Below are 26,618 nucleotides of genomic sequence, written 5' to 3' on the forward strand. Positions count from 1 at the left end.
TGGGAAGTGAGCATAAATATCGGATGCAAAGGGCCTCGGCAGGCGATGGCAAGGCGATGCTGAATCACCTCGAAGCGCTGGCGAGGACGCTCAAGATCGAGGAGTTGGTGCTGGATGCGAGGTTGAATGCGGCCACCCGTTACCGGCGGTGCGGGTAGGTGGGGCACGATGAGGCGATTCACCACTCGCCGTCGGGGTTGCAGTGGGCGTGTATCCCAAAAAAGCCGGCGATCTGTGTCTGTCGTGCAGCATTCCAGACGGTTAGGGTCGGTTCACGTTAACTGACGACCGAGCCCACCATGGAACTCACTGCTGTCCCGTTTGGCATCACCGACTGGTCCACCCTCGAACCCGAGCTTCATCCAGGCATCACCGGCAGTGCCTGGTGGCGCACTGGCCACTTCGGCACCACCCGTGTACGCATGGTCGAATACACCCCCGGCTACCTGGCCGATCACTGGTGCTGGCGTGGGCATGTGCTGCTGTGCCTCGAAGGCGAGCTGCACACGGAACTGGAAGATGGCCGCCAATTCACGCTGACGGCCGGGATGAGTTATCAGGTGGGAAACAACATGGAAGGGCATCGCTCCTCGACGCGGGTTGGCGCCAAGCTGTTCATCGTGGATTGAACCGGCGCCAGCCCATCAATGCATCTTGCCAGGGGCCATGCCATCCAACCCACGGGCAGCGGCCTTGACCTCGACGGTCTGCCGCTCGCCCTTGGCGTTTTCCACGGTCAAGGTCAGCGGCACCTGGTCGCCTTCCTTGATCTGCCCGGTCAGGCCCATCAGCATCACGTGATAACCGTCCGGGTCGAGCTTGACCGGGGTGCCTGCGGGCAGGGTGATCGAGTCCACCGGGCCCATTCGCATCACATCGTCCTTCATGCTCATTTCATGGATCTGCACGTCCTTGGCCACCGGAGAGGCGACGCGCAGCAGTTTGCTGTCGCTGTCGGCCGTCACGGTCATGAACGCGCCACTGGATGGCTGGCCCGGCACCGTGGCGCGCACCCACGCGTCGCTGACCTGGACCTGGGCGCTGGCGTGCGCGGCGAGGCCCAGCAGGGACAGGCCGATCAGGGTGCGCTTGAGGTGTTGAACGGCAGTCATTAACAGACCTCCATGACGGTGAGCAGGTCTTCTGCACACTCTTTTGCGTTAAGGGATGCCGACAGGCCCAGGCGCAGGTTGCCGCGGGTGTCGAACACGAAACTGGTGGCGGTGTGGGACAGGGTGTAGGTGTCGCCGGCGGGGACCTTTTCATAAAAGATCCCGAATTCCTTGGCGGCCACGGCGATCTCTTCCGGGGTGCCATACAGCGCTTCGAAGCTGGGGTCGAAGGCCTTGACGTAGCGGTCGAGGATCTCTGGCGTGTCGCGCTCGGGGTCGAGGGTGATAAAGATCACCTGCATGATCTCGCCGTCGCGGCCCATCAGTTTCTTGGCCTGGGCGGCGCGGGCGAGGGTGGTCGGGCACACGGCCGGGCACTGGGTGAAGCCGAAAAACACCACCGGCATCAGGCCACGGTACGAACTCAAGGTGACGGTTTCACCCTGGGTATTCTTGAGCTTGAAGGTGCGGCCCATGATCTTGTCGCTCAAGTCCTTGCCGTACTTGAAATTCAACTTGGGGCTGTTGTCACAACCGGCCAGCAGGCCCAGACCCAACAGGCCCATGCCGGTCAGGACCTTGCGGCGGGTGAATAACGTACTCATCAACTGTGCATCCTGTGAAGCGCCTGCCTTGCTCTGGATCTATACGCCAGGCGTTGAAAAGGAGTAAACGCGGAGGGCGCCAAGTCTACCAACCCTGGCCGATGCGCGTAATCTGCGACGTTCTGCCACAGGGGCGCGCCGCGCTTCATCCCTGCGGGGCTTCGATGGTAGAGTCGCCGCCATGAAACTGCGCCGCTCGGACCGTTCGCTGATCGCCTGGACCCTGTACTTCTGTGTCCTGCTGAACCTGTTCGTGTGCGGTTTGGGCCATGGCCAGATGCTCGGCCAGCAGCTCAATGGTGTCGGTGGCGCGTTCTGTTCGGTGGACAGCAACCAGGCGCCACTTTCCGACAAAGGGTTGGCTAGCCCGGCTTCCAGCGATATCTCGAACTACTTTGCCTGCCCGCTGTGCGCTGCCGCGAGCGTGGCCATCGTGTTCCTGATCGGCCTGGCTTGGCTGCTGGGCCTCGGCCAGACCCCACGACCGGCCCATGAACGGCGCAACAAGGCGCCGCCGCGTTATTCCTGGCCCTCGGCCAACCCCCGCGCATCCCCCGCATTCTGACGTGTGCCTTGGGCTTCCTGTGATCAGGAGGCGTTTTATCGTCACGACTGTGAGTGCGTTTTATGAAGCCTCTATTGCCTGCCGGCGCCAGCCGCCTGGTCAGCAAGGCGGCGCGCCGCCTGCACACGGAGCCGGCGCGGCCGGAATACCCGAGCAATTCGCGTAGTTTCGTGCATCTGGATGCGCGCCTGTTGCCCTATTGGCACACCTTGTTCGACATCTGCCCGGCGCTGCTCAAGCTCGACCCGCCCGAAGGCTTGAACCTGTTTCGCAGCTTCATGACCTGGGCCTACCACAACCAGTTGGCGCAGGACTGGACCTGGCACCTGAACATCGGCCGTTGGCTGCTGGTCTCGCCGTACCGCGCGCAGATCGACGATGAACCGATCGACGCGTTCATGGCCGCGGCGGCGGCGCGGTGGGTCGACACCGATGACAGCCAGGCCCAGGGTGTGGTCCTGGCCTGGCAGGGTTCGGAAGTCTTCGATTGGAAGGGCAGCGCGTTTGCGCTCGACGAACAGCCGCCGTTGCCGCCTCCCGCCTGGGACTTCGCCTGGTGCCCGTTGACCCGGCGTGGCGGTTTCAGCGCTTGGTTGCCGGTGCCGTGAAGTGCCCGCCGCCGGCACCCCGTGAAGGCTTGCACGCCCCGGCGAGGCTCGCGGGCTCCGGCGATTGTTACAAAAAGTGAAAAACTGAATGACGGTTTTAGCGACTATTTCCCGGCCGCCCAACGCTATACCGTGCGCGCACCCGTTAGATGCAGCACCACCCGACTGACAAAGAACAGGGTTGGGCTGTGACGGGTCGCCTCAATTACTTTCAGGAGCCTTCATGAACCACAAGACTTGCATGGCGCTCGCCGTCTCACTGGGCGCCGCGCAGCAGGTGGCTGCGTCGGGTTTTATCGACGACAGCAAAGCCACCCTCGACCTGCGCAATTTCTACTACAACCAGGACACCCGTAACGCCAAAGCCCCTACGGATAAGGAGTGGGGCCAGGCGTTCATGTTCAACTACCAGTCCGGTTTTACCGAGGGTCTGGTTGGTTTTGGCCTGGACCTGCAAGCCATGTACGGCCTGCGCCTGGACGCCTCGGGGCGCGCGGGCAAGGCTGGTGAAGACAACACCCCCGGCAGTGTTTTCCCGTTGTCCGATGGCAAGGCCGCCAACGACTTCAGCAAGACCGGCGCCACCGGCAAGATGCGTATCTCCCAGACTCAGTTCAAAGCCGGCACGCTGATGCCCAAGCTGCCCGTGCTGACGACTGAAGACGGCCGGCTGTTGCCGCAGACGTTCCGTGGCTATCAAGTGGACTCCAAGGACCTGCAGGGCTTCAACCTGATCGCCGGTAAAATCGAGCAGGTACTGGACCGTAACTCCAGTAACGGCCAGGGCATGTCCATTGTCGGTGCGAATGATCCGGTCAAGGGCAAGTCCAGCAACCAGTTCTACTACGGTGGGGTGGATTACGCCGTCAGCAAGCAACTGCAACTGCAGTACTACTACGCCAACCTGGAGAATTTTTACCAGCAGCACTTCTTGGGCCTGATCCACAACTGGCAGTTGCCGGTGGGGCAGTTCAAGACTGACCTGCGCTATTTCTACAGCACTGCCGACGGCAAGAACGCCAGCGCCGCCGGGCGTGGCGAAGGCTATGTCAGCTCGGGGTATTACGGCGCGGGCGTCAACGCCGGCAAGGTCGACAACCGCCTGTGGAGTGCGCTGTTCACTTACGGCCTGTACGGGCATTCGCTGAGCCTCGGTTATCAGAAGACCACCGGTGAAAGTGACTTTCCGCATATCAACCAGGGGCAGGGCCGTTCGCTGTACCTGATCACCAACTCCCAGTCGCTGAAGTTCGTCAATGCCGGGGAACAGGCCACGGTAGGCAGCTACGCCTACGACTTCAGCAGCCTTGGCCTTCCGGGCCTGCGCTCGAGCGTGACCTACATCCGCGGCAGCCACATCCAGACGGCAGGTCGCGACAACAGCGAGTGGGAGCGCGACCTGCGTGTCGATTACGTGATCCCCTCGGGCACGTTCAAGGGCCTGGGCCTGACCTGGCGCGGTGCGGTGTGGCGCGGTAACGACACGGCCGACAAGGACGAGACGCGACTGATCGTCAGCTACAGCATCCCACTGCTGTAAGCCGCACTCTCGCAACGCTTGATCGGTATCAAGGCCACGCGTTGCGCCAGGCCGCACACTGAAGTCCCAACGGCCGGTCCCCTTGAGAGGCCACCATGCTTTACCCCGTGTTTTTAGTGGCTCACCTGTTCGCTGCGCTGATCTTCATCGGCACGGTGTTTTTCGAGGTGCTGATCCTGGGGCACCTGCACCGGCAATTGCCGGCGCGGGTGATGGTGTTGGTGGAGCAGGGCGTCGGCCAGCGTGCCCGGGTATTGATGCCGTGGGTGTTGCTGGTACTGTTCGGCGCGGGCCTGGGCATGGTCTGGCTGCGTTACCTGCCGGTGCTGGCTGCGCCGTCGGCCTCGGCTTTCGGCACCTTGCTGACCCTCAAGCTGATCCTGGCGGCCAGCGTGCTCCTGCATTTTCTGCTGACCATGGCGCGCATGCGCTGGGGCTCGGTGAGTGCGCGTTATGTCCGCTGGGTGCATCTGAGCCTGTTCGCGCACATGGTCGCCATTGTGCTGCTGGCCAAGGGCATGTTTTACCTGAACTGGTAGACGGGCGGGGCTGCGACCTTGATGCACATCAAGGCGTGTGGCCCAAGCGCACCGGACAATGCACCACCGCCGCCCGAACCGGAGTCCGTCATGCGTACCCTTCTTCATCCCGCTCGCTTTCGTCACGATCAAGGCGTGTTGGACTTGGCTTGCCAAACGGACACCCGTCGCTTCCATGCCGGTGTCGGCTCCCTTGACCTGTTGCGCGCCTTGCGCAACAGCCGCCAGTGCCAGCGGCCCTTGGCATTGAACCTGCACTGGCCGGCGGGCGACGTTGGCGCTGAGTATTTGCACAGCCTCACCCAGGAAATCCAACTGATCGGCTGCCAACTCGGCGGCCGCCAGCCGGTCGATCACTTTCACCTGCGCGGCACCACACCGGCGTTCGCCCAGGTGCAGCAGTTGATGGCGCAGTTGCACGAGCGCTTCAATTTTCTTGACCACGACCGGGGTGACTACTGCGTCGACCTCGACCCCGGGCACACGGACTGGGCCACCATGGGCCTGCTGCGCGAACAAGGCTTCAACCATGCAAGCATCGGCGTGCCGGACGCCAACCGCGAGGGGCCGCTGTGCCAGGCGCGGTATCAGGACCCGGCGCCGATCGAATCGCTGGTGGATGCGGCCCGCACCTTCGGGTTTCGCTCGGTGAACATCGACCTCGGCTACGGCCATGCCTGGCAGACCCCGGCCAGTATCGAGCTGAAACTGGCCAGCCTGATCGCCCTGGAGCCGGATCGCTTGCAGGTATTCGATTACGCCCATGCGCCTGTGCGCTATCAATCCCAACAACCCCAGGCGTTCAGCAGCGAGGCGGATAAGAGCGCGATGCGCCGTATTTGCTTCCAGCTCCTGGCCGCGGCGGGCTATCACTACATCGGCCTGGGGCAGTTCGCCCGGGCCGACGACGACCTCAAGCAAGCCCAGGAACGCGGGCGCCTGAGCCGTAACTGCGAAGGCTTCACCCTGCACGGTTACTGCGACCACATCGGTTTCGGCGTGGGCGCCATCAGCCAGATCGACACGTTGTGCGCGCAGAACACGGCCGATGCCCGCGAGTACCGTGAGCAATTGGGCAATGGTCAGCTCGCCACATGCCGGGGCTGGTTCCGCGAAACCTCTGACCCGGTGCGCCTGCACGTGGCCGAACGCCTGGCTTGTGACCTGGAGCTGGATGTACAGGCGGTGGAACGGCGCTACGGCCTGGTGTTCGCACGCTATTTCGCCTACCTCTGGCCGTTGCTGGAAGCGCTGCACCGCGACGGTCTGATCGAGCTGTCCCCGACGTTCATCTGGTTGCTGCCCGCCGGCCTGCCGCAGGTGGACGGTATTTGCGCATTGTTTGAACGTGCCGTGCTCGCCACCCCGGTCAGCGCCAACGACGAGGTGATCGACACATGAGTGCTTTTGAATTCGACCGTGCCCTGGTCCACAAATACGACCGACCGGGGCCACGCTATACCTCGTACCCGACCGCGCCGCAGTTCAACAGCGCCTTTGCCCTGGATGACTATCACCAGGCGGTCCGCGCCAGCCATGAGGTGGCCGCGCCCAAGGCGTTGTCGGTGTACATCCACATCCCGTTTTGCCAGAGCCTTTGCTATTACTGCGGTTGCCACAAGATCATCACCCGCAAGACCCATCGGGCCGTGGAGTACCTGGCGTATCTCAAGCGTGAGATCCAGATGCAGGCGGCGCTGTTCGAGCGTTCCCGGCGCCTGACCCAGTTGCACCTGGGCGGCGGTACGCCGACCTATCTGGACGACGCGCAATTGGCCGAGCTGATGGCCTGCCTGGCCGAACACTTCACCCTGGATGACAGCGACGCCCATGAGTTCTCCATCGAGGTCGACCCGCGCACCATCAGCGTTGAGCGGATCAACACGCTGCGCGGCCTGGGCTTCAATCGCCTGAGCTTCGGCGTGCAGGACTTCGACCCCGACGTGCAGGCGGCGGTGAATCGCGTGCAAAGCGAAGCGCAGATCCTGCAACTGGTGGCCGCGGCGCGTGAGGCGCGCTTCAAGTCGGTGAGCGTCGACTTGATCTATGGCCTGCCGCTGCAAACCGTGGACAGCTTCGACGTGACCTTGAGCAAGCTGATCGCCCTGCGCCCTGATCGGGTGGCGGCCTACAGCTACGCACACCTGCCGAGCCAGATCCGTGCCCAGCGCATGATCCGTCCCGAAGACATGCCGCCGCCGGCGCGCAAGCTGGAACTGCTGGAACTGACCATCCGCCGCCTGACCGAGGCCGGTTACGTCTACATCGGCATGGACCACTTCGCCTTGCCCGACGACGAGCTGGCGCTGGCCCGTGCCAACGGCACCTTGCAGCGCAACTTCCAGGGCTATTCGACCCATGCCGACTGCGACCTGATCGGCCTCGGCGTGTCGGCCATCGGCAAAGTCGGTGACAGCTACAGCCAGAGCGTCAAGGAACTGTCCCAGTACTACGCCCGGCTCGACGCGGGGATGCTGCCGGTGCAGCGCGGCTATCGGCTCAACCCGGATGACGTACTGCGCCGCGAGGTGATCAATGGCCTGATGTGTGATGGTCGAGTCGACTTCCCACAGATCGAGGCCACCCATGGCGTGCGCTTCAACGACTATTTCGCCGAGGCACTGCTGCAATTGGACGAGCAGGTGGCGGACGGGTTATTGCTGATCCAGGCCGATGCGCTGCAACTGTTGCCCAAGGGCCAACTGATGGTGCGCAGCGTGGCGATGGCCTTTGACGCCTACCTGGGCGGCGCGCACAAAGGCCAGTTTTCCCGCACGGTTTAAGCGAAGAGGCCTGTATCCGCTGTGGGAGCTGTTGATCGCCATGTCCGCCCGCAGCGCGGTCTCCTTGTGGGCGCTGTCGAGCTTCCGCGAGGCTGCGATAGCGGACGGTCAGGCAGCAAAAGTGTCAGCAGGACCGGCCCCGTCGCAGCCTTGGATACTGGACTGCCCCCAGCATCGTAGACGTCTCCAGCCTATCCCTACCAAGCCGGTTTATATTTGTGTTAGCTACGTCATTCAAATAAAGCTACGGCGCGGACAAAACCTGCAGAAGCGTGCCGGATTTTGTAGGGGAAGCACGAAATCCAGAACCCAGATGCTGGAAGCAAATCCAGGTTGGCCAGTTTTTCCATTTGGCCGTAGCCGATGTCACGCCCGGCTTTATGCCCTTCCCAAATGATCGAGGCGTCACCTGATTTAGCGAATCTTTCTCTGGTGTACTTGAAGGGGGCATCCCAACTCCAAGCGTCAGTTCCCACCACTCGCACCCCTCGCTCCAGTAGATATAACGTCGCGTCACGCCCCATTCCGACGCCTGCATCGAGGTAGCCCGGCTGCCCAAATAGACTTCCGGCACGAGTGTTTATTACAACGATTTCCAAGGGCTTCAGATCGTGATTGATTCGGCGCAACTCAGCTTCCAAGTCCGTGACGGTCACGACGTGTCCATCGGGCAGGTGCCGAAAGTCGAGCTTCACGCCAGGCTGTAGGCACCATTCCAGCGGCAACTCATCAATACCAAATGCCGGCTTTCCACCATCCGTTGTGGATGCATAGTGCCAAGGTGCATCCATGTGAGTACCACTATGTGTAGTGATACTGAGCCGCTCAGCCGCCCATGACTCATTGCCAGGCAAGTCTTCTTTGCGCAGACCGGGGAACATGGCTGCCATTTCGGGCCAACCTTCCTGGTGATCCATGTAGTCGATCTTAGGGAGCAGAGGCGGGGGATCTGTATAGGGGTTGTTGTCCAGACAGACCGACAAATCGAGCATGCGACATTTATTGAGGTTCATGGACGACGGCTCCTGCTTTGGATTTTGTCGGTAGGGTGAGACTGGGAGCGTTTTTCAACGCATTGCGCAGCAGTGCAGCAACGGAGCCGTCATGACGAAACCCCATTGCGCGAGCTCGCGGGGTTCGAAGTGGTGGCTGGCGCCCGAACAAGACCTCTAGTTGAGGGTCGGGTTTGAATTTGATTTTTTCGCCATTAGCTTTGCCGAAGCGACCTGCGAGAGCATCGAGTACTTGGGCTATGGACAGTTGCAATACCGGCAACTGCCAGAGTCGATCCTCCGCCAGGTTTGTGATTTCTGCGGCATGTAGCAGGTTCTCCACGCAACAACGAGCCGACATCCACCATGCCGCTGCATGCGGTGAAACCGGGCAGTCATACGGCTCACCTGCAGCGTACGCATGCAAGAGGTCGCTCATGAAAGCGGACTTCAATCCGTTTGGTTCGGTTGGGCGAGCGACAATCCCGGGAAGTCGTAGCACACGTCCATCGACTTCGCCCCGACGAGCCAAGTCCTCAATGGCAATCTCGATCATGCGCTTGTGTGCTGCGTAGGAAAGCTGAGGGTGCGCAGCCTGCGTTTCATCCATTCTCGAAGGGAGTTCACCTCCGTATACGGCAACACTGCTTGCATAGACCAACACGGGGGGGCAGTCGTGGTTGCGCAATTGATGCAAGAGCTCCAGGCTGGCTTGTAAATTGACCTGGTAGCCCAACTCGTAATTCATCTCTGCAGCGCCGCCAGGGATGCTAACGAGGTGAAAAACCACATCGATGCCGTCAGCCAACACCCGCCGCAGCAGTGCCGGATCGGTAATGCTGCCGGAATGGCGGCGCAGGCGACTGTCTGCTGGCAGGTCATCCAGATGTTGGTCAAGCAGCAGAAGCGCTTCGATCTTTCGCCCGCGAATCTCACCCAGCTTCAGCAGGTGGGTGACCAGTTCGCGACCAACGAACCCATTGGCACCACTGACCATCACGCGCATGTCCAGCCTCCCTGCACCACACGCTGATCGATTGCGCCAAATAGCACATCATCATTGGGCCCTCTGACCTCCATTCGTATCCTGTCACCGAAGTGCATGAAGCCGGTGCGAGGTGCACCTTCAGCGATGGTCTCGATGGCTCGGCGCTCCGAAATGCAGGCAGACCCAACAGACCGGTCGGCATTTGAAACTGTGCCTGAGCCGATCAACGTACCGGCACTCAGTTTGCGCGTCAGCGCAGCGTGTGCAATTAACTGGTGGAAGCCAAAGTGCATGGCTCCTCCGTGCGGGTGACCAAACCACTCGCCATTCCACTCGACCTTCAACGGGAGATGTATACGGCCGTTAACCCACGCATCGCCCAGTTCGTCTGGGGTCACTGCTACAGGGGCGAAACTGGTAGTGGGCTTAGCTTGGAGGAAACCAAAGCCAGTCTTCATCTCTCGCGGTGCCAAGGCGCGAAGGCTAACGTCGTTTAACTGCAGTACCAGGCGAATATGTTTTAGTGCCTGCTCAGCAGGACAACCCATGGGGACGTCGTCTAGCAGTACAGCGAACTCGCCTTCGAAATCGATGCCATGAGCCTCGCTGGGCAAGGGTATTTCTGCGCGCGGGCCAAGAAAGTCGTCGCCGGCACCCTGGTAGATCAGGGGGATACGTTCGATGTTCTCGATGGGCTCCAGGTTGAAAGCTTTCTGCATCAATTCGCCATGGCTGAGGAAGCAGGAACCGTCCAGCCACTGCCATGCGCGCGGCAGTGGGGCCATCAACTGTTCAACGGCAAGCTCAAAGCTTCCAGCGACCTCACCGAGGTTCAAACTACGATAAAGAGTGTCCAGATCCGATTGCACGTTACCCCAGCTATCCAACGCAGCCTGCATTGTGGCGACAATCCCGCTGGCGTCTACAGCATGCTGTAGATCGCGCGAGACCACGAGCAGGCGTCCGTCCCGGGTACCGTCATTGAGTGTGGCAAGCTTCATGGCAGGAGCTCCTGCAGATCTGGAGCATAACGACCGTCCAGGAGGATGAAGACCATCCTCGCCATTTGCTCTGTGCGGTTGCTCCAAGCGTGGTTGGTGCCTCGCTGTACCACGATGTCGCCTTTTTTGAGGTGAACCTCTTCCCCGTCAAGCACTAACCAGATCTCACCTTCCGTGACGACTCCATAATCCAGTGTCTCGGTGCGGTGCATAAGTTTGTGTTTAGAGTCGGTCTTTCCAGTACCTGCATGGCTTTGGCCAATCTCTGCGAACGCAGCAGCTGCATCCTCTGCGCTGACCTGGTTCTGGATGCTGTCCGGCGGAATATCCACCACTCGAATCACGCTACCCAGCGGCCCAGGGCTAAGTTGCAGCGGCTGGGCAGTAGGGTCATCAGCGTTGTCCAGCGGGGCAGGGGTGGTTGCGCTGTTCCATACTTCGTAGAAGACGGTGCCTGGAATCGCTTTGAGCGGGAAGTTGTTCGGTGTAGCGCCGCAGCTAGCGACGACGGCATGCCCCTTGGCATCGTGACCCGTAACAATGCGTTTAAAATCTGGAAGTTTTTGCATAAGGTCTCCTTAGTTTCCATCACCGATGGTGGTACCACCATCGACTACAATGTTCTGTCCGGTGATGAACGCGCCGCCTGGTGCGGCCAGTAAAAGTGCCAAGGCAGCTACTTCCTCCGGGCGCCCAACACGACGCAATGGGGTGAGCGCCATGCGGCGCTGCATCACTTCAGGGTTATCTGTTAGTGGGCGTGCGAATTCGGTTTGAATCACGCCGGGGCTGATAGCATTGATGTGGATGTTCTTGGGGCCCCATTCCACAGCGAGATTGCGGGCGAGTTGTGCCAGGCCTGCCTTCGATATTCCGTAAAGCCCCAGTGCCTTGTTGCCGCGCACCCCGGCGATGCTGGCCATCAGCACCACGCTGCCGCCACCTCGCGCGGCCATGGCCGGTAGCACGGCACTGGTCAGCCATAATGCGCTGCGCAGGTTTACGGTCAGGGTGGTGTCCCAGTCGAGATCGCTGGCGGTTGCCAATGGCCCCATGTGCGGGGCGATGCCAGCGTTGCACACCAGCGCGTCGAGGTTGCCAAAGCGCGCGAGCACGGCCTCGGCCAGGATAACGACATCCTCCTGCTGGCTGAGGTCGGCGGCGATGGGCCAGGCGTCGATGCCCTCCCTGGCCAAGGTGGCGGCCACCCGAGTACAGTCTTCAAGACTCTCGCTACTAATGGCCAGGCGCGCCCCGGCACGACCATAAGCACGGGCGATGGCCAGACCGATGCCGCGGGTAGCGCCGGTGATCAACGCCACCTTGCCCGCCAGGTTGAACAGGTCAGCGTTCATGCGTGTTTTTCCAAGAGGGCAATGGTGGGGATGTGCAGGCAGCCAAGGGCTACCAGCCATTGCAGTCCGCCGACTACGGCCAGTGCGGTCGGCAAGGCTGAAGGAACGCCAGCGGTAATGGCCAGCACCACGAGGGGGCTGACAAACTCACCGGCGAAGATCGCTGAGGTAAACAAGCCGCTGGCTCGGCCGCGCTGGCTGAAATCGACCTGGGCCATGATCCGGGTGATCAAGGTGGGCAGCATCAGGCCGATGCCCAACCCGTTGATAAATACCGCCAACGAAACCAAGCCGTGACTGTCGGCCCCCGCCATCAATAACCCGCCGCTGCCGGCCAACACAAACGCAAGCAGCAACAGCCAGGAAGGCCGGGTGCGACCAATCAGTTTAAAGCTCAGGGCGCCCAGCACTACGCCCACCTGGTTACCGCCCATGGTCATGCCGATCTGCTGCGGTGCGTCCACGCCCAGCAGGTTAAGCAGGTAGCCAGCCTGCACCGGTACGATGAACAGGCTCATGCCCGCCAGCAACGCCAGCACCAGCAGCGGCAACAACCCTCGCCATGGCAAGCGGCGCTGGGCGACCTCCGCCGCCACCAGCCCCCGAGGTTCCCATAGCCACAGCGCCATCAACGGTAGAAGCACTAGACCCACGGCATACAAGGCGAACGGCGTGCGCCAGCTGTCCTGGCCCAACTGCCCGCCGATGGCCATAAACAACACCGCCGATAAGGAGGTCGCGACCATCTGCAAGGCAAACAGCCGCTCGCGGCGCCCGCCGCTGTAGTAGTCGCCCATCAGGGTGGTACAGCAGGTCATAATCGCCGCTTCGGCCAGGCCGATGCCGGCGCGGCTTAGGACAATGGCCTGCAGTGAATCGAGCCACAGAGGCAAAGTCCCGCACAGCGTGTAAATCAGCATCGCCACCAGCAACAGGGGCTTACGCCCGGTGCGGTCGGCGATCATCCCGGCGAACGGCGCCAGTAAGGCAATCATCAGGGCCGGTAGCGTCAGGGCCACCGGTACCAGCACGGCAGCCCCCGGTGTGTCGGCGAAATACACCTGCATGCGTGGCAGCACCGGGGCCAGCAGTACCGCGCCCAGTACCGGCAGGCAACTGCCGAGCAACAGCAATAAGGATTGCGGCGTACCGGCTTCGTATTCAGCCTTCATGACGAACCTCCAGAGCAACCGGGCGTTGGAAAGCCTTGTCCTGCGCTACCGGGTTGCGTGTGGCGACCGGGTTCAGCACTGCGGGTGTGTCTGCAACCCGGCGTTTCTGGGGCAAGAGGAAATACGCCAGCGCCGGCAACAAGATCAGCGCCCCGACCATGTTCCAGACAAACATGAAGGCCAGCAGCACGCCCATGTCTGCCTGGAATTTGATCGGAGAGAAGATCCAGGTGCCCACGCCGATAGCGAGTGTCACGCCTGTCAGCATGACGACCTTGCCGGTGAACAGAAGTGCCTGGTAATAGGCCCGGGACAGGCTTTCGCCTTGGCGAAGCTGGGCCAGCACGATGCTCATGACGTACAACGCATAGTCGACACCGATGCCTACACCAAGAGCGATAACGGGCAGGGTGGCGACCTTGACGCCCATGCCCAGCGCGACCATCAAGGCTTCACAAAGAATCGATGTGAGCATTAGAGGCAATACTGCACAGAGCACTGCGCGCCACGATCGGAACGTCACCAGGCAAAGCAGAATGACTGCGCCGTAGACCCACCAAAGCATGTCGTGATTCGCCTGTTTCACAACGATATTGGTGGCCGCTTCAATGCCTGCACTACCCGCTGCCAGAAGAAACGTGGCATCGCCGGAGTTATTGTTCCTGGCAAAACCTTCAACATTTTCGACAACGTTGTTGAGCGTGTCGGCCTTGTGGTCTTTGAGGTAGGCATAGAGCGTCAACAGGCTGCAGTCATCGTTGTACAAGCCACGTGGGGCTCCCGCGGTGACCATGTTCAAGGTCGCCTGGTTGTTCACTAACTCGTACCATTTGGGGTTGCCCTCGGAGAGGCCAACCAGCACGCGGCGATTTAACAAGGCCAAGGAGTTTGTCGAGTCGACACCCTCAAGTCCGCGAAGCTGCCAATCCAGATCATCAACTCGCTTCAGCGTGTTGTACGTCGAGCACTCCCCAGCGCGAGTCTTCACCATCACGGCAAATACGTCGCTGCTTGCACCGTAATGCTGTGTTATGAATCCATTGTCACGGTTGTAGCGAGAGTCAGGGCGAAGCTCTGGAGCGCCGGCATCAAGATCACCAACTTTTAGCTTCAGGCTTACTGCGTAGCCTGCGCAGGCCATGAGCGCAGCGACGATGACGCATAGCGTTGCCCAACGCTTGCGAGTGAAGAGATCCAGGAAACGCCATACAACGTGCTTCTCTTCGCCACACGCCTCAGCTTCTTCACCGCGAAGGCTGCGCCGAGCCGCTTTTTGGCTAACGCCCATGTAGGAGAGCAGGATTGGGAGCAGAATCAGGTTTGTGAAAATGAGGACGGCTACGCCGAGACTGGCGATTACTGCCAGATCCTGGATCACCTGTATCTTGATGATCATCAGAACTGCGAACCCCACCGCATCGCATAGCAACGCAGTCAGGCCGGCCAGGAACAACCGGCGGAATGTAAACCGCGCAGCCACCAGGCGATGCATCCCGCGCCCTATGTCCTGCATGATGCCATTCATTTTCTGTGCGCCATGGCTCATGCCTATTGCGAACACCAGAAATGGCACCAGCACCGAGTAAGGGTCAAGTTCGTACCCGAGCAATGGCAGTAAACCCAGCTGCCAAATCACTGCGACCAAAGAGCAGGTCACCACCAGAAAGGTGCTTCGTGCGCAACGGGTGTACCAGTAAAGTACTGCCGCGGTGATCAAGATGGCTGCAGCGAAGAACACTAGAATTTGTTTGAGACCATCGATCAGGTCACCTACAACTTTCGCAAAACCGGTGATGTGGATCTCAACACCTTGCGCTTGGTATTTAGTACGCAGCTTTTCCAGTTCATGAGCGAAGACGGTGTAATCCAGAGTCTGACCATCAGGTGTTCGTTCCAACAGCGGCACGTACACAATGCTGGAGCTTTGGTTGAAAGCCACCAACTGTCCGATCTCGTTGGAGCGCTCAACGTTGCGCTTGAGGGATTCCAGGCTTGCACTGCCGCCGTCGTAGCCATCGGGAATTACCGGGCCGCCTTCCAGCCCTTCCTCGGTGACACCAGTCCAGCGAGTAGATGGCGTCCACAGCGACTTCATTGCTGCACGGTCAACCCCCGCAAGCAGATACACCTCATCGCTGAGTTGCTGGAGAGTGTGCAAATATTTTTTGTCGTAGATACTCCCCTCTGGGTTCACTACGGCAATTCGCACAGCATTGCCAAGACCCGCCAGTTCCTGGCGGTGCTCCAGGTAGTTGACGATGTACGGATGCTCACGCGGAATCATCTTCTCGAAGCTTGCATTGAGTGTCACGCGTGTCGCCTGCCATGCCAGCAGAACTGTCACGACCAGGCAAAGCAGTACAACCAGGGCACGATGGTTAAAGAGTGCGCGCTCCAGTACGGAGCCAGAGGTGCTGTCGAAATCGTCGAGACTACCGGCAGACGGAGTAGGGGAGGTCTTTACGTGCATGGCTCAGTCCGCGATTTTGGAGGAAAAAGAAGGCGCTATGCGCCACGCGCCTGCCATACCAACAGCGACCAGGGCGCTATCAGATGTTTCACTGACAGAGGTCAAAGGAAGTCCTTCGGATACGGTGATGGGCTGAAAGTGCAGATCTGTAAGTCCGCTTCGCAGGAGGATGCCGGCCTGGTTGACGAGCAACAGGTTTTGACCGGCGATGCGAATGGCATTGAGGGAAGCAGCAAAGGGGTTGTCGACAGGCTGGAAGCTGATGCCACCATCCTCAGAGGAGAACAGCTTGCCTCGCAGGCCTCCGACCAGAATCTTCTTATTGGGAAGAATTGCAGCGGCAAAATAACTGCCTTCGTAAGGACTCTTAAGGGCTTCGAACGTGAGGCCGCTATCGATGGAGTGCAACAGCAGACCTTGCTCCCCCGCGATGATGATTTCATCGCCGTTGCGAGCCATCGCATAGAGATGCAGGCCTCTCGGATTTGGAAGGTCACCCATCCAGGATTGCCAGGTATTGCCTCCGTCCTTCGTCATCAGCGCAAGACCGTACGCCCCAAGGGCAACGCCATGCTTTGCATCAACGAAGTTCACTACCAACAGAGGCTTGTCGGCACCATCGGCCGACAATCTTTGCGCCACAGCGATTCGCTTTGAATCCCCAGAGTATTGGGCTGCTTGCAACTCAAGGGCAGCCGCTTGCTTTCCATCCAACTGCAATTGCCAGCTTTCCCCGCCATCGCTGCTATGCAGCACGACACCGGAGTGACCCACAGCCCAGCCGTTCCTCGAGTCAACGAATTGCACGCTGGTCAACGTTGTGCTGATGGGGCTGGCGGATTGTCGCCAATGTTGGCCGCCATCATCTGATAGCAGCACAACACCGCGTTCGCCGACTGCAACCAGCCGCGAACCGGCTTTGTTGACGTCCAGGAGCACCGCATGCAGTGCTTGAGATCCGAGTACTGCCTTTTGGGAAAGGACATCGACCGTATCTGCTGCCCAGGCAGGCAGCAACGAGCAGCCCGCTGCCATTAGCAAGCCGGAGATTATCTTTTTCATCGCACGCAACCCTTTTTGTTCTTATTTGATGCAGACGGGGCTTACGCCCCGCCAGAATCACCGGATGCCTTCACCCGCCATCGCGTCAGCGGTAAATACCGAGTCCTTGTAGGGCGGCACGATGCGGTATTGCTCGCTCTTCCCGGCAAAAACGTCACCGACGAACCATGCACCGGAAAGCAGGTCGTAAAAGCCGGTAGTGACTGACGCAGTGCCTGGGAGGTCGGGCAGAGCAACTGGCGAGGTCCACAACACTTTTGCGAGCTGCCCCCGGGCGTCGTAGCGATCACCAAGGACGGCTGTCCAGGTGTCCTCATCGAGGTAATAGGTGCTCTTGGGCATAACGTGTCGAGCACCGCTCTTCAGGGTCGCTTCAACTACCCAGACACGGTGCAGCTCCCAACGCACGGCGTCGGATTTCATATGGTGCGCGTCGAAGAGTGCTTCGGGGCTGGAGGCAGTGAATACCCGGTTCGAGTTGTACGGGATGTACAACTCTTTCTTGCCCACCAGCTTCCAGTCGAAGCGGTCAATTCGACCGGTAAACACATTGAGCTCGTCGAAGCTCATCACCCCAGCGGTCGCCGGAGTCGGGGTGTCGCAGCAGGCGTTGGGAAGGCGGCGAACTCGGCGCTGGCCAGGGAGGTACGTCCAGGCAGTGGTGTTGTCGGCGTTGATATTCTCAAGACCTGTGATTGCCTCTCCAGCGCGCAATGGTGGGCCGTCGTTCGTCATCCGGATTGACCAGAAGACGCCCTTGTCACTGCTGAAACCGGGCAGGTACCAAGGCATTTGAACATCTGCCCGGGAGTCGTTCGTCAGTACATGCTTTCCGTCCGCCGTGGTGAGGTACTGAGAGAAATTGGCGTGCCACGAAGCTCCGCGCCAACGCAACAGGTGGTTCCAGATTGCTTCTTCACCATTCTGGGGGATCGGGAACGGAATACCGCCTGCCGCGCCTAAAGGCATAGGCCCCGCCGGGCCGTTCGCCAGTTTGCCGCTGGTGGCATTCGCGAAAGTAGCGTCGTAAATGGACTGCGGGGCAGCGGCAGTGCGACGAGTTGGGTACACCACGACTTTGTAGCTGTCCGGGTACTTTTTCAGCATGGCTTGGGTGCCAGCCGACAGCTTATCGGCGTACTGAGCCATGTTCTGGGCGGTAATGGTGAGCAAAGCCTGGTCGGCCGCGAACGGATCATTGCGCTTGCCGCCTTCCTTGTTTGAGGGATCGGCCTGGGTGAAGCCTCCTTTCCACTCCGGAATACTGCCGTCGGCGTTGCCTGCGCGCTGCGCGCCAAATGGAGTCAGCGTCGACTTCAATTTGGCCGCCTCATCGGCGGAGACGGCTGCCATTGCCCCGTGCGCAAAAAACAGCGAGGCACTCAAGGTGGTGAGCAAAGAGACAAATTTCTTATTGTTTATCATCGAATAATCCCCGGTCAGAAGGTGCGGCTGACATTGAAGGCAAGGAAGTCGCGATCTTTGAGCGACTGTTCGAACGTGTAGTGGTTGGCGGCATCAAGGAAGGTATTTTCCGGGCCGTAGTAGTGCGTATACGTCAGGCCCAGACTCCAGGTGTTCAGATAGTTGCCTTTGAGCCCGATGTTGAGGTCACCGCCGTGATTGGCTCCGAAGCCCGCGCCCAGTGCCTCGGAGGCACCGTTTGTGTAGCTGGCGCCGATAGGCACGGATAAATCCAGACCCGGTAGGAACTGGCGATACATAGGTTCGTAAACAAGTCGCAGACTGGTCGCGTCGCGGTCTGCATTCGGGTCAATGGCGTCTTTGTTTTTGCTGACACTCATGACTCTGTTCCATGCAATCTCACCGATGAAACTGGCTTCCGGGGCGATGAAGTTCGGCTCGAGGCTCGACAGCCATGAGAGGTTGGCGTGTAGCGTCCTCCCCGTTGCGTACAGAGGGTCATCGTCATTTTTGATCGACTCGCCCGGTGCAAGAGTGCGCTGGTTGGTGGATGCCAGAGGCTGGTTCCAGCGAGTGGAGAGCTCGCCAGCGATGTTGTAGTTACCGAGCGTGGTGGAGAAGCTCGCGCCCAGAGCCTCGATACCTTCCGGATAGACCCAGTAGTACTCGCCGGCCTTGCCCGACTGAGGGTTCAGATTCGCGAAGTCCGGGCGCACGTTCAGTTGTGGATTTTTATCATGGAAGCGGATGGCGTAGACGCCCCAGTCGACTGTCTCGGTACGCCAGCGAAGTTGTACGCCGCCTTGCCCCGAGTCCTTCGCATCTTTGTCCTTACCGTGATAGAACGCCAGCGGTTGGGCCCCCGGAAACAGCGGAGCGCCAATGAACATGCGCTCGTTACCTTCACCGAAGCTATCACTGGTGGAAAAGTAGCTGCCTTCGGCTGGCAGGCGGTTTGCTTCCCATTCGAACTGGTAATAGGCGCCGATGGATACATCCGGAGTCAGTTGGAGCTGGCCAGAGAGCTGCTGGACTGGACGGATCAGCTCCTTGAACTGGGTATTGGGTACCGACAAGGCTTTGACTGCATCGACTGGCGCCATGCCGCCGGCGATACCATTCATGCCGTAGAAAAGACTTTCTCCCCACTGCATTGCGTACTGACCCACTCGACCCGAGGCTTGCATGTCGCCGACATCGGTCTTGCCAAACAGGAAGGCATCCAGAAGCTCACCTTTACGACCATGCAGGGTGCGGGTGTCATGGCTGAATTCGTCATAGGCTACTGAATGGCTATTGGCGCGGGACGGATCGTTATTGTCGCTGCCGCGGTTGTAGACGTCGTCGTACCATGCGGCTCCGCTCACACGAGCGCCGACGTTTTTGTACGTGATGTCCATTTCAGAGAGCAGATCTAGACGATTGGAGATCAGACCCTTGTTGAAGTTACGGTCGCCGTCATCCTGATTGAGCGAGGTTTGGCCATCGATCAATTTGTCGCTTTGACCTTTGGTGCGCCATGCCGAACTGTATTTCAGGGTGTTATCCCACCGTGCTCGAATATCGGGATTCCCCGTATCGAATTCGAATGCGTGGGCATCGGGTAGTCCTGCAGTGATCGCTAGCATGGAAACAGCGAATGCAAGAGGTTTGAGTGGCAGCGACGGCCGGGTGGATGCGTGCTTGCAAGACAGCATTTAAGTCACCTCGTTTTTGTTTTTTTTGTAGGTCAGTGTTGGTTTGCGAACGGGTGCGCAACAGGTTTGGCACCCGCCGCGATATCAGACTGGGCGTGCTGTGACCTCCAGCATTTGCTTAACCAGGGAGATGCGATCGAAGTCGCGATCCTGTTGCATCTCTTTTTCGCCAGCGAATAGAGACTTCTCACTGATGAACTTGCAGCGCTCGAATCGACGATCCATGAAACGTTGCAGTTGTTCAGCCAGGGTGCCGGCCGAGACGAGTTCCTCGCTCAGAACAACCGCGTCCTCAATCGCCATGCCCGCACCTTGGCCGAGGTGTGGAGTCGTAGCGTGAGCCGCATCTCCGATAAGCAGGACGCGCCCGTGATACCAACACTCATCGACGAACACAGCCTCAAGCGGCTTGTAGACAACCTGTGAGTTATCAGTGATCTGCTCACGCAATTTGCCGATCAGTCCACCAAAGCCGGAGAGGCGCTTGCGAAGCTCCTCCGCCAGGGTTCCTTCATCCATCCAGGGGTTGCCCGGCTCGTGAGACGTGGTGAAGAGATACATCAAGTCATCAGCCAGAGGGACGAGACCCGCGTTACCCGAAGGGCCTTGGTAGTTGGCGAGATGATCGATTTCGGGGGCGCGTGGAAAGTTGTAACGCCATACGGATTGGCCGGTGAAGCGAGGTTGGTACTTGTCGCCGAACATCAGGTTACGAACCTTGGAGAACAGGCCATCAGCGCCTACAACCAGAGAGTAGCGAGCTCGGCTTGCATCGTTGAACAGCACATCGATACCATCCTCGCTCTGTTCAAAACTCTCGATTGAAGTACCTAGTCGAACGTCGGTGCCGAGTTCGATAGCTGTTTCGCTAAGTACCTTATGAAGGGCTCTGCGGGAGATGCCAACGTTGGCTGGGTACTCCGGGCCGGCAAGGCGCTGCCCAGGAATCCGAACCAGAGGCAGGCCATCGGTGTTGTAGATACCAACGTCTTCGAATGCGTAAGCGGCATCCAGATAAGCATCGAGCAGGCCCAGCTTCGCCATTTCGCGGACTACGTTGCTTTGCTGGATGATGCCGACGCCGTAGACCGTCCATTCGGTCTTGATCTCGACCAGATCGACGTCAATCCCTTTACGGCGCAATGCGATGGCGGCACACAAACCACCAATACCACCACCGACTATCAGCACTTTTGCAATATTCATGAAGTGACTCACGTGTTGTTATTGTTCTCCGCATACTTGATAGATGCGGTCGTTGTTAGTGCGTGGGTTTGAGTTTCCCGAGTGCCGCAGGATTTGACTAATCGAGTCCTCAGATGTGACCTATCGCGCCGCGCGATACCTCAATGGGTTGGTCGAATGGGTCTATGCACAGAAGAAGCAAACCTTCCTCGCACCGGAACTTAAAAGCGGTTAACGATTGCCCTAGACACGGGCCAAATACGCACTCTCCGCTGTCCGGCATGAACTGCGCGCCATGTGCATAGCAAATGACGCGTTGTCCGTCGGCTGATAGGAATCGATTCTTTCGGTATTCCAGGCGCACATCGAGGTGAGGACAGCTATTGCGATAGACCCGTACCTCTCCTCGATGCAGTAAGGCAAACACGGTGTCGTTGCCTGACCTGAAGGGATCAAAACCTAGCGCGCGGCCTTCTTTGAGTTGATCGAGAGGGCAGAGCGCTACGCTACGATCCACCGCTTAGCCCTGCTTCGGCGGTGGGCCACCCGGAGCCCACTTCTCGCGAGAGGTAAACAGGAACAACTGCGAGTTGTCCGCAGACATGGGCGCCTGGCGAGCAGCCCAAGCGTCATCGTGCTTATCCATGTCAGCGTCGTATTCGATGTGACAACCCAATGGGCTGTTGAAATACCAGAACCAATTGGAGCCGTAGAGGTGACGCCCGGGGCCCCAGAAACTCGTCCAACCCTTCTGCTGAAAACGGGTACCCGCGAGAAGGACTTCTGTGCCACTGCCCATATGAAAGGTGAAATGCTCACACCCCTGCATGTGTGGAGGGGTCTGGATCATGAACAGGCAGTGATGGTCATCCATGCCTTTTGCCCGCATGAAGGGGCCGACACCCACGAATCTGTCGGTGGTGACGAATCCCAGTCGATCGCGATAGAAGGCTTCACCCTTTGCTGCATCGGGAACGAAATACACGACGTGCGAAAGCGTGCGAGGTAGAGCCGCCATCTCGGGAGTGATGCCCAGTTGGTTGATCGGGCGTTGTGGTGCGCTGCCCGGGGCGTTGGTCAGGTCTGCTGGCGCATCGAAGCGGCGACGCCAGGAAACCTGGAAGGCAATAGCAAAACCGAGGTCATCTACTGTATGCAGGGTGCCGTTCGCATCGCGACGTACCACGCGATCCCGGCTCAACTCATCCTCGATTGCGTCGAGATCGGTGGAGCTTGCAACGCCATAGATAGTCTCGCGCAGTGAAGGCGCGGGGCCCTTTGCCGCAGGTAGCTCTGGATCTTCTGGACGACGGATGATGATGGCCGATCCGTCCAACGACTCAAAGTGTCCTCTTTCGGCATCCAGGTGTATTGCAGTCAGTCCGTAATCACGAAGGCAATCAGCGCAGGCTTGCAGGTCATCGACGCCAAATACCAAGGCATCAAGGCCAAGAATGTTCATGGTTACCACTCCATTAAAATTATGATCCGGCAGAGGCGCCGGTGGTGGTGTCGCTGCGGTTGGCATGCCGCTCGACTGGAGGGGAGGGTGCTGTCTGAGGCAGTTGCTGACTAATCGCAACTTGAGATGCCTGCTATCCGAAAACTCGATACATGGCGGGAGAGCCGACCAGCAGAGGGCTGTCAGGCGACGGCGAGGAGGCTAGCTTGACGCATCGGAAATATCGGACGAAGGTATCTCAAAAATAACTACAAAAGCGGAGATGCATCGCCATGCGATTTCATCACTTGGATCTCAATCTTCTCGTGGCGCTAGACGTGCTCCTGCAAGAGCAGAACATTACCCGAGCTGCCGAACGCCTCCATATGACCCAGTCCGCTACAAGCGGCGTGCTCGGCAGACTCCGAAAGTACTTCGAGGACGAACTGCTTGTGCAGGTAGGTCGGTCAATGCAACCCACCTCCTATGCGCTTGAATTGGCAAAACCAGTCCGCGAGGTGCTACTGACGATCCGTTCCTCCATCACAGCAAAGCCGCTTTTTGATCCGGCATCCAGCAAGCGGCATTTTCGCTTAGTCACGTCGGACTACTTGATCAGCGTTGTCTTTGCGCAGGTCATTCAGCGCATATACAAGGCCGCACCAGGGATCACGTTTGAAATGCATCCTCCAGGGGATCAGGGCGTGGAGATGATCCTTCGTGGGGAAATCGACCTGATGATTGTTCCGGAGCGCTATCTGATTGACGGGCACCCCTCTCAATTGCTGTTTGAGGAGGAGCACGTATGCGTTATCTGGAGTGGCAACGACTCCGTGGGCGAGGTGTTGACGCTGGAGCAGTACGTAGAAATGGGGCATATTTCTGTCGGGTTTGGTCGGTCTCGACAGCTCAGTATTGAAGACTGGTTTATGAGTCAATACGGCTTCAAGCGTCGACTTGAAGTCATTACCAACGACTTCAACACGCTTCCACAATTGATCGTGGGCACTCATCGAGTCGCCACTATGCACCGCAGGCTGGCTGAGCTTTACTCACGATACCTGCCGCTTCGTATCCTTCCACCGCCGGTGAAGATCCCCGTTATGAGAGAGATCATGCAATGGCACCGCAGCATGGATGGTGATCCCATGCACCGCTGGCTCAGAGAGACTGTCCACGATTTTATTCAAACGCTGGAGGAAGGCGGCAGGTAATCCGATTACCCGCATTACTCAAGGGAGTCAGCAACTGCTGACGTTTATCTTGCGCCCATGATCGCAGAATTGTGGGGTGTTCTGCTTCCAGAACCCGAGTCAATTGGCGGCTCTTGTACGGTGTATCGTGTTTCGTGATACCTCGCATCCTTACTCGCGATTCGCCAAAACCGGTTGCGCTGAATAACGTCCTGCTCTGATCGTGCCCGGAGTGCCGGAAGTTCCCGGGCTCGCCTTCCGACCGCAAAAGGACAATAAAAAATGTTTCGCTATTTCCCCACTAATTATGTTTGGAACCTGTCGGTGGATCTCGCTATCGAAATGGGTGCTCGCATAGGCGAGATCGAAGAGATGTGCGCGCCTTTACAAGAGGCTGCGAAACAACCCGACGCGACTGGCACCTCAGCTTTCCGCGAAACGTGGTCAAAGATGGCCGACAAACTCTGCGGTCTTGCCGAGGAGGACGAGGTTGCTGGCCGGCGGCTCTCTGCAGGCGAAAAGTACAATCGTGCCGCTACCTACTACCTCACATGCGAACGCCTGCAGGCTCATGGTGCACCTGGGCGTAAAGAGCTGTACCAGCGCTTTTTAGAAACCTTCGCCCGTGGCGTCGCCTTATCCAAAGAGAACTGTGAGCGTGTTGAAATCCCTTATGAGGGCAAGATCATCTCAGGGCTCTATGTGCGCGCAGAAGGCGTCGAGGGCCGGGCTCCGTTGCTGGTACAAGTCAACGGACTGGACTCCACCAAAGAAATGAAATACCGCGTTGGCTTGCCGGTATGGTTGGCCAAGCGCGGTGTATCTTCGCTTGTCGTCGATCAGCCAGGTACCGGCGAGGCACTGCGTCTGCATGGTCTTACTGCTCGCTATGACAGCGAGCATTGGGCCAGTCGAATCGTTGATTGGTTGGAAACTCGATCTGAAGTCGACGCCAAGCGTATCGGTCTGGAAGGCGTTTCCCTGGGCGGTTACTACTGCCCGCGCGCAGTTGCTTTTGAACCACGTTTCGCCTGTGGCGTTGTCTGGGGGGCCAACCACGACTGGCGGGATGTGCAGAAACGTCGACTCGACAAGGAAGGTAGCTTTCCCGTACCTCACTACTGGGAACATGTCAGTTGGGTTTGGGGGGCGAAGGACATCAATGACTTCATGCACATTTCAGAGAGCGTTCATTTGGACGGCATTCTCGATCGCATCAAAGTCCCTTTCCTGGTTACCCACGGAGAAAAAGACTCTCAGATCCCGCTCAAGTGGGCTCAGCGCTCGTTTGAGCAATTGGTAAACAGCCCCAAACGCGAATTGAAGGTCTTTACCGACCGAGAAGGCGGTGTTCAGCACTCAAGCTTCGACAATAGCATCAACGCTGGACAGTACATTGCGGATTGGGTAGCTGAAACACTGGGTGGGCATACCGCGTAACAACTGGCTCTGCCTGTGCCAGGCGCAGGCAGAGCCATCGGCTCACCCGATCTTAATCGTGTAATCGACGTTTATTTACGTTTCGTCGTTGCTTCGCAATGTTGAAGCAGTCCCTGGCTCATTTCGGTAGTAGAGACCCACGTGCGCCTGCTGGCTGATGCCCTCGGTGCCCCGGCGAATCTTGTGCACAAACAACCTACCGCCGACCTCGAAGAGCTGGCACCGGGCAAGCTGGATGAGCAGGCATACGGCTGCACTTATGAAGAGATCGACGCCTACCTGATGGGTGAGCCGGTGAGCGAACGGGTGCGAACGATTGTGGAGCGAGCCTATCTGAAGACCGCCCACAAACGCGCGCTACCCATCGCACCTCGGTAGGCGCCGAGCAGGCGAATGAAACGCTACCGCTCAATCGACCGACTCCACCGCGCATTCCACTCCGGCCGCGCCTGGTTCACCTGGTCCCAATCAATCGAAATCGCCGTCTGCAAATAACCCTGCATCGCCTCCACTCGGGCGCGGGTCTTGTCGCTGGTGGGCGTGGTCGGGTTTGACGGGATCTGATCACCTTCCTCCAGCGCCGGCGCCTGGGCTTCGGCGGTCAGCAGGAAGGCCGCGAGTTTCTGCGCCAGTTCCGGTTGGTCGTTGCGTGCGATCACGCATTCGGCCACGTTCAGCACCACGGCGCCTTCCTTGGGTTGCGCGTATTCCATCGGCACACCGAGCAGTTTCTGGGTGGCGACCTGGGTCGGGGTGAGGGGGAAGATCGCCGCTTCGTCGGTTTGCACCATCTCGGAGATTTTCGCGGAGCTGGCGATGTACTCCAGCACGTTGGGGCCGACGGTTTTGGGCCAGGCCTTGAAGCCCGGTTCCACGTTGGTCTCTGAGCCACCCTGGAGGCGGTTGAACATCAGGAAACCGTGCAGGCCGAAGGTCGATGAGGCCAGGGACTGGAACACCACTTTGTCCTTGAAGCGCGGGTCGGCCAGGTCCATCCACGAGGTCGGTGCAGCCCAGCCTTTCTCTTTGAACAGCCTGGCGTTGTAGCCCAGGCCGGTGACGCCGAGGGTCACGGCCACGGCTTGGTCCTTGATTTTCGCCTTGGCCGGGATCTGCTCCAGGGTCGGGCTTGGCGCCAGTTTGTCGCACAGGCCCATGGAGATGGCGCGGTACATGATGCCGTCGTCGAGGAACATCACATGCATCTGCGGGTTGTCTTTGTTGGCCTGGACCTTGGCGAGGATGTCCGACGACGTGCCGGGCACGATCACCACCTTGACGTTATTGGCCTTTTCGAACGCGGGCAGCACCTTGTCGGCATACACCCGTTCCATGGTGCCGCCGTTCATGCCCAGGTACAGCGTCGGGGCCGCATGGGCGGTGGAGGCGAGCAGAGCGAGGGACAAGCAGGACAGCGCAATACGAGTATTCATGGATGTTTTTCC

General features: G+C 59.1%; 25 protein-coding genes and 2 pseudogenes. 11 read left to right on the top strand and 16 right to left on the bottom strand.

The window, feature by feature from the left end:
- Nucleotides 1-41 precede the first annotated feature (41 nt).
- Nucleotides 42-281, top strand: a pseudogene (locus tag JN756_RS13315) (GNAT family N-acetyltransferase); the annotation flags it as partial.
- An 18-nt stretch (nt 282-299) separates the two neighbouring features.
- Nucleotides 300-629: a DHCW motif cupin fold protein gene (locus tag JN756_RS13320; RefSeq protein WP_046383791.1), complete on the top strand. Its 330-nt coding sequence runs from the start codon at nt 300-302 to the stop codon at nt 627-629.
- Nucleotides 630-644: 15 nt separating this feature from the next.
- Here the strand turns inward: JN756_RS13320 and JN756_RS13325 are convergent, their stop codons facing one another.
- Nucleotides 645-1,112, bottom strand: coding sequence for a copper chaperone PCu(A)C (locus JN756_RS13325; RefSeq protein WP_046383790.1), 468 nt, complete (start codon nt 1,110-1,112; stop codon nt 645-647).
- Complete coding sequence (locus JN756_RS13330; protein ID WP_046383789.1) at nt 1,112-1,717, bottom strand: SCO family protein; 606 nt, start codon at nt 1,715-1,717, stop codon at nt 1,112-1,114. Before JN756_RS13330 ends, JN756_RS13325 begins: the two co-directional genes overlap by 1 nt.
- Before the next feature lie 181 nt (nt 1,718-1,898).
- Here JN756_RS13330 and JN756_RS13335 point away from each other — a divergent pair, with 181 nt between their 5' ends.
- From JN756_RS13335 to hemN, 6 genes are all read left to right on the top strand, one after another.
- Complete coding sequence (locus JN756_RS13335) at nt 1,899-2,282, top strand: DUF2946 domain-containing protein (RefSeq protein WP_201022162.1); 384 nt, start codon at nt 1,899-1,901, stop codon at nt 2,280-2,282.
- 62 nt (nt 2,283-2,344) lie between these two features.
- Entirely contained in the window at nt 2,345-2,890 is a 546-nt protein-coding gene (locus JN756_RS13340; RefSeq protein ID WP_079443602.1) for a putative natural product biosynthesis protein, read from the top strand.
- Between the two features lie 223 nt (nt 2,891-3,113).
- Nucleotides 3,114-4,430 (top strand): OprD family porin, encoded by a 1,317-nt coding sequence (locus JN756_RS13345; protein WP_046383786.1) that lies wholly within the window; start codon nt 3,114-3,116, stop codon nt 4,428-4,430.
- A 95-nt stretch (nt 4,431-4,525) separates the two neighbouring features.
- Nucleotides 4,526-4,969: a CopD family copper resistance protein gene (locus tag JN756_RS13350; protein WP_046383785.1), complete on the top strand. Its 444-nt coding sequence runs from the start codon at nt 4,526-4,528 to the stop codon at nt 4,967-4,969.
- 90 nt (nt 4,970-5,059) lie between these two features.
- A complete protein-coding gene (locus JN756_RS13355) occupies nt 5,060-6,370 on the top strand; it encodes an oxygen-independent coproporphyrinogen III oxidase (RefSeq protein ID WP_046488404.1) in 1,311 nt (436 codons plus the stop codon).
- Nucleotides 6,367-7,752 carry an oxygen-independent coproporphyrinogen III oxidase gene (gene hemN / locus JN756_RS13360; RefSeq protein ID WP_046383783.1) on the top strand — a complete coding sequence of 462 codons (1,386 nt, stop codon included), beginning with the start codon at nt 6,367-6,369 and terminating at the stop codon, nt 7,750-7,752. The genes JN756_RS13355 and hemN overlap by 4 nt, the downstream gene beginning before the upstream one ends.
- 230 nt (nt 7,753-7,982) lie before the next feature.
- Here hemN and JN756_RS13365 read toward each other — a convergent pair whose 3' ends face one another.
- The 13 genes from JN756_RS13365 to JN756_RS13425 form a co-directional block, all read right to left on the bottom strand.
- Nucleotides 7,983-8,765: a cyclase family protein gene (locus tag JN756_RS13365; RefSeq protein ID WP_108526469.1), complete on the bottom strand. Its 783-nt coding sequence runs from the start codon at nt 8,763-8,765 to the stop codon at nt 7,983-7,985.
- Nucleotides 8,752-9,750, bottom strand: coding sequence for an NAD-dependent epimerase/dehydratase family protein (locus JN756_RS13370; RefSeq protein WP_046383781.1), 999 nt, complete (start codon nt 9,748-9,750; stop codon nt 8,752-8,754). The genes JN756_RS13365 and JN756_RS13370 overlap by 14 nt, the downstream gene beginning before the upstream one ends.
- The gene (locus JN756_RS13375) at nt 9,741-10,733 is read right to left on the bottom strand and encodes a fumarylacetoacetate hydrolase family protein (protein WP_046383780.1); all 993 of its coding nucleotides are present in this window, start codon (nt 10,731-10,733) and stop codon (nt 9,741-9,743) included. The genes JN756_RS13370 and JN756_RS13375 overlap by 10 nt, the downstream gene beginning before the upstream one ends.
- Entirely contained in the window at nt 10,730-11,302 is a 573-nt protein-coding gene (locus JN756_RS13380) for a cupin domain-containing protein (RefSeq protein ID WP_046383779.1), read from the bottom strand. Before JN756_RS13380 ends, JN756_RS13375 begins: the two co-directional genes overlap by 4 nt.
- A 9-nt stretch (nt 11,303-11,311) precedes the next feature.
- On the bottom strand, nt 11,312-12,088 hold the full coding sequence (locus tag JN756_RS13385) for an SDR family NAD(P)-dependent oxidoreductase (RefSeq protein ID WP_108526467.1): 777 nt from the start codon (nt 12,086-12,088) through the stop codon (nt 11,312-11,314).
- Nucleotides 12,085-13,260, bottom strand: a complete 1,176-nt coding sequence (locus JN756_RS13390) for an MFS transporter (RefSeq protein WP_046383777.1) — start codon at nt 13,258-13,260, stop codon at nt 12,085-12,087. Before JN756_RS13390 ends, JN756_RS13385 begins: the two co-directional genes overlap by 4 nt.
- Nucleotides 13,250-15,730 carry an efflux RND transporter permease subunit gene (locus JN756_RS13395; protein ID WP_046383776.1) on the bottom strand — a complete coding sequence of 827 codons (2,481 nt, stop codon included), beginning with the start codon at nt 15,728-15,730 and terminating at the stop codon, nt 13,250-13,252. The genes JN756_RS13390 and JN756_RS13395 overlap by 11 nt, the downstream gene beginning before the upstream one ends.
- Before the next feature lie 3 nt (nt 15,731-15,733).
- The gene (locus tag JN756_RS13400) at nt 15,734-16,792 is read right to left on the bottom strand and encodes a WD40/YVTN/BNR-like repeat-containing protein (protein WP_046383775.1); all 1,059 of its coding nucleotides are present in this window, start codon (nt 16,790-16,792) and stop codon (nt 15,734-15,736) included.
- Nucleotides 16,793-16,849: 57 nt separating this feature from the next.
- Complete coding sequence (locus JN756_RS13405; protein WP_052735804.1) at nt 16,850-18,217, bottom strand: DUF1329 domain-containing protein; 1,368 nt, start codon at nt 18,215-18,217, stop codon at nt 16,850-16,852.
- A gap of 14 nt (nt 18,218-18,231) precedes the next feature.
- Entirely contained in the window at nt 18,232-19,914 is a 1,683-nt protein-coding gene (locus tag JN756_RS13410) for a DUF1302 domain-containing protein (protein ID WP_046383774.1), read from the bottom strand.
- A gap of 84 nt (nt 19,915-19,998) precedes the next feature.
- A complete protein-coding gene (locus tag JN756_RS13415; protein WP_046383773.1) occupies nt 19,999-21,120 on the bottom strand; it encodes an FAD-dependent oxidoreductase in 1,122 nt (373 codons plus the stop codon).
- 109 nt (nt 21,121-21,229) lie between these two features.
- Nucleotides 21,230-21,616 (bottom strand): Rieske (2Fe-2S) protein, encoded by a 387-nt coding sequence (locus JN756_RS13420; RefSeq protein WP_082107771.1) that lies wholly within the window; start codon nt 21,614-21,616, stop codon nt 21,230-21,232.
- Between the two features lie 3 nt (nt 21,617-21,619).
- Entirely contained in the window at nt 21,620-22,561 is a 942-nt protein-coding gene (locus JN756_RS13425) for a VOC family protein (protein WP_046383772.1), read from the bottom strand.
- Nucleotides 22,562-22,833: 272 nt separating this feature from the next.
- Between JN756_RS13425 and JN756_RS13430 the strand changes: the two genes are divergently transcribed.
- From JN756_RS13430 to nadE, 3 genes and pseudogenes are all read left to right on the top strand, one after another.
- Nucleotides 22,834-23,754 (top strand): LysR family transcriptional regulator, encoded by a 921-nt coding sequence (locus tag JN756_RS13430; protein WP_046383771.1) that lies wholly within the window; start codon nt 22,834-22,836, stop codon nt 23,752-23,754.
- 261 nt (nt 23,755-24,015) lie between these two features.
- Nucleotides 24,016-25,173 (top strand): alpha/beta hydrolase family protein, encoded by a 1,158-nt coding sequence (locus JN756_RS13435; RefSeq protein WP_046383770.1) that lies wholly within the window; start codon nt 24,016-24,018, stop codon nt 25,171-25,173.
- A 135-nt stretch (nt 25,174-25,308) separates the two neighbouring features.
- A pseudogene (nadE, locus tag JN756_RS13440) lies at nt 25,309-25,551 on the top strand (ammonia-dependent NAD(+) synthetase); the annotation flags it as partial.
- Nucleotides 25,552-25,574: 23 nt separating this feature from the next.
- Here the strand turns inward: nadE and JN756_RS13445 are convergent.
- Nucleotides 25,575-26,606: an ABC transporter substrate-binding protein gene (locus JN756_RS13445; RefSeq protein ID WP_079443607.1), complete on the bottom strand. Its 1,032-nt coding sequence runs from the start codon at nt 26,604-26,606 to the stop codon at nt 25,575-25,577.
- Between the last annotated feature and the right edge of the window lie 12 nt (nt 26,607-26,618).

It is taken from the genome of Pseudomonas sp. Y39-6, assembly GCF_023651955.1.
In the GTDB taxonomy this organism is placed as follows: domain Bacteria; phylum Pseudomonadota; class Gammaproteobacteria; order Pseudomonadales; family Pseudomonadaceae; genus Aquipseudomonas; species Aquipseudomonas veronii.

Coding starts and splice junctions, on each gene's coding strand:
- JN756_RS13320 (WP_046383791.1), top strand. CDS start 300: ATGGAACTCACTGCTGTCCCGTTTGGCATCACCGACTGGTCCACCCTC.
- JN756_RS13325 (WP_046383790.1), bottom strand. CDS start 1,112: ATGACTGCCGTTCAACACCTCAAGCGCACCCTGATCGGCCTGTCCCTG.
- JN756_RS13330 (WP_046383789.1), bottom strand. CDS start 1,717: ATGAGTACGTTATTCACCCGCCGCAAGGTCCTGACCGGCATGGGCCTG.
- JN756_RS13335 (WP_201022162.1), top strand. CDS start 1,899: ATGAAACTGCGCCGCTCGGACCGTTCGCTGATCGCCTGGACCCTGTAC.
- JN756_RS13340 (WP_079443602.1), top strand. CDS start 2,345: ATGAAGCCTCTATTGCCTGCCGGCGCCAGCCGCCTGGTCAGCAAGGCG.
- JN756_RS13345 (WP_046383786.1), top strand. CDS start 3,114: ATGAACCACAAGACTTGCATGGCGCTCGCCGTCTCACTGGGCGCCGCG.
- JN756_RS13350 (WP_046383785.1), top strand. CDS start 4,526: ATGCTTTACCCCGTGTTTTTAGTGGCTCACCTGTTCGCTGCGCTGATC.
- JN756_RS13355 (WP_046488404.1), top strand. CDS start 5,060: ATGCGTACCCTTCTTCATCCCGCTCGCTTTCGTCACGATCAAGGCGTG.
- hemN (WP_046383783.1), top strand. CDS start 6,367: ATGAGTGCTTTTGAATTCGACCGTGCCCTGGTCCACAAATACGACCGA.
- JN756_RS13365 (WP_108526469.1), bottom strand. CDS start 8,765: ATGAACCTCAATAAATGTCGCATGCTCGATTTGTCGGTCTGTCTGGAC.
- JN756_RS13370 (WP_046383781.1), bottom strand. CDS start 9,750: ATGCGCGTGATGGTCAGTGGTGCCAATGGGTTCGTTGGTCGCGAACTG.
- JN756_RS13375 (WP_046383780.1), bottom strand. CDS start 10,733: ATGAAGCTTGCCACACTCAATGACGGTACCCGGGACGGACGCCTGCTC.
- JN756_RS13380 (WP_046383779.1), bottom strand. CDS start 11,302: ATGCAAAAACTTCCAGATTTTAAACGCATTGTTACGGGTCACGATGCC.
- JN756_RS13385 (WP_108526467.1), bottom strand. CDS start 12,088: ATGAACGCTGACCTGTTCAACCTGGCGGGCAAGGTGGCGTTGATCACC.
- JN756_RS13390 (WP_046383777.1), bottom strand. CDS start 13,260: ATGAAGGCTGAATACGAAGCCGGTACGCCGCAATCCTTATTGCTGTTG.
- JN756_RS13395 (WP_046383776.1), bottom strand. CDS start 15,730: ATGCACGTAAAGACCTCCCCTACTCCGTCTGCCGGTAGTCTCGACGAT.
- JN756_RS13400 (WP_046383775.1), bottom strand. CDS start 16,792: ATGAAAAAGATAATCTCCGGCTTGCTAATGGCAGCGGGCTGCTCGTTG.
- JN756_RS13405 (WP_052735804.1), bottom strand. CDS start 18,217: ATGATAAACAATAAGAAATTTGTCTCTTTGCTCACCACCTTGAGTGCC.
- JN756_RS13410 (WP_046383774.1), bottom strand. CDS start 19,914: ATGCTGTCTTGCAAGCACGCATCCACCCGGCCGTCGCTGCCACTCAAA.
- JN756_RS13415 (WP_046383773.1), bottom strand. CDS start 21,120: ATGAATATTGCAAAAGTGCTGATAGTCGGTGGTGGTATTGGTGGTTTG.
- JN756_RS13425 (WP_046383772.1), bottom strand. CDS start 22,561: ATGAACATTCTTGGCCTTGATGCCTTGGTATTTGGCGTCGATGACCTG.
- JN756_RS13430 (WP_046383771.1), top strand. CDS start 22,834: ATGCGATTTCATCACTTGGATCTCAATCTTCTCGTGGCGCTAGACGTG.
- JN756_RS13435 (WP_046383770.1), top strand. CDS start 24,016: ATGTTTCGCTATTTCCCCACTAATTATGTTTGGAACCTGTCGGTGGAT.
- JN756_RS13445 (WP_079443607.1), bottom strand. CDS start 26,606: ATGAATACTCGTATTGCGCTGTCCTGCTTGTCCCTCGCTCTGCTCGCC.